The sequence below is a fragment of the Vibrio sp. 1557 genome (assembly GCF_033340175.1).
Lineage (GTDB): Bacteria > Pseudomonadota > Gammaproteobacteria > Enterobacterales > Vibrionaceae > Vibrio > Vibrio alginolyticus.
This window is the reverse complement of the sequence record NZ_JAWOVZ010000248.1, coordinates 1-1,108: the sequence shown is the minus strand read 5'-3', so window position 1 is coordinate 1,108 and position 1,108 is coordinate 1. Positions and strand designations below refer to the sequence as shown.

Here is a 1,108-nt window from a genome sequence, read left to right as displayed (position 1 = left end):
GCTGCGACTAGCGCAAGGAGTTTACGGCGCCCTTCAGGCACGATATTGATGATGACATCCACGCCAATGTGAAAGTGTTTTTTCACACCGTACGAAGCGCCAACTAAAACCATCCACGCGAACATGAATACGGTGAGCTCTAACGCCCAGAGAATATTATCGTTAAAGACATAGCGAAAAATGACATTAGCAAACGTCAGCAATGTCATCGCACCTAAGAAGAAAGCAATCAAGGTTTCTTCAATGGCATCGGTGATTCGTCCAGCCTTGGCAAAAAAAGTCTGTTCCATAATTACATCACGTCATCAGTAAAGGGAAAAAGCCCTCATCCTCAGCTCGGCTTAGAGAGAGTCCGAGGGCGAATGGATATCGTTTTTGTTATTGTTGGTTTGAAGCCAAAGCCGCTTCAATCAGGTCAGAACCAATGTCTTTCTCAAACTTTTTCCACACTGGTTGCAGAGCCGTCACCCACTCTTGACGCTGCTCTGGCGTTAGCGTACGAACCACACCACCCGCTTCGATAATGTTGTTTTTATTCGCCAAGTTCACTTTGGTCGATTCCGCGTTACGCTCGACAGTCACTTCTTGAATGATGGTATTGAGCTGTTCACGCTGATCTTCTGGTAGCTTCTGCCAAAAATCGTTCGACGTCACAACGAGGTAATCCAAAATACCGTGATTGGTTTCCGTGATGCCATCTTGAACTTCGAAGAACTTCTTACCGTAGATGTTTGACCAAGTGTTCTCTTGACCATCGATAACCTTCGTTTGTAGACCGCCGTAAACTTCTTTGAAGGACATTTTTTGAGGGTTTGCGCCAAGTTGCTCGAACTGGGCAACAAGAACGTCAGAAGCTTGAACGCGGAACTTAAGTCCTTTCGCATCGCTTGGCACCATCAGAGGTTTATTGGCAGACATTTGCTTCATACCGTTGTGCCAGAACGCAATGCCTTGTAGACCACGACGTTTCATTGAGTTTTTCAGCTTCTCTCCCGCTTCAGAGTTTTGGAAGCGGTCAACCGCAGCGACATCATCAAACAAGAAAGGCAGATCGAAAAGGCGATACTTCTTGGTGAATTTCTCAAACTTAGAAAGAGAAGGAGCAGCG

Annotated in this window: 2 protein-coding genes; both read right to left on the bottom strand. The window is 46.1% G+C overall.

What is annotated here, in order from left to right; all coding sequences use genetic code 11:
- Positions 1–290 (bottom strand): TRAP transporter small permease (locus R7070_RS26255; protein ID WP_318141522.1); only part of this gene is annotated, 290 nt, incomplete at its 3' end.
- An 88-nt stretch (positions 291–378) separates the two neighbouring features.
- On the bottom strand, positions 379–1,108 hold a 730-nt coding region (locus R7070_RS26250), incomplete at its 5' end, for a DctP family TRAP transporter solute-binding subunit (RefSeq protein ID WP_318141521.1).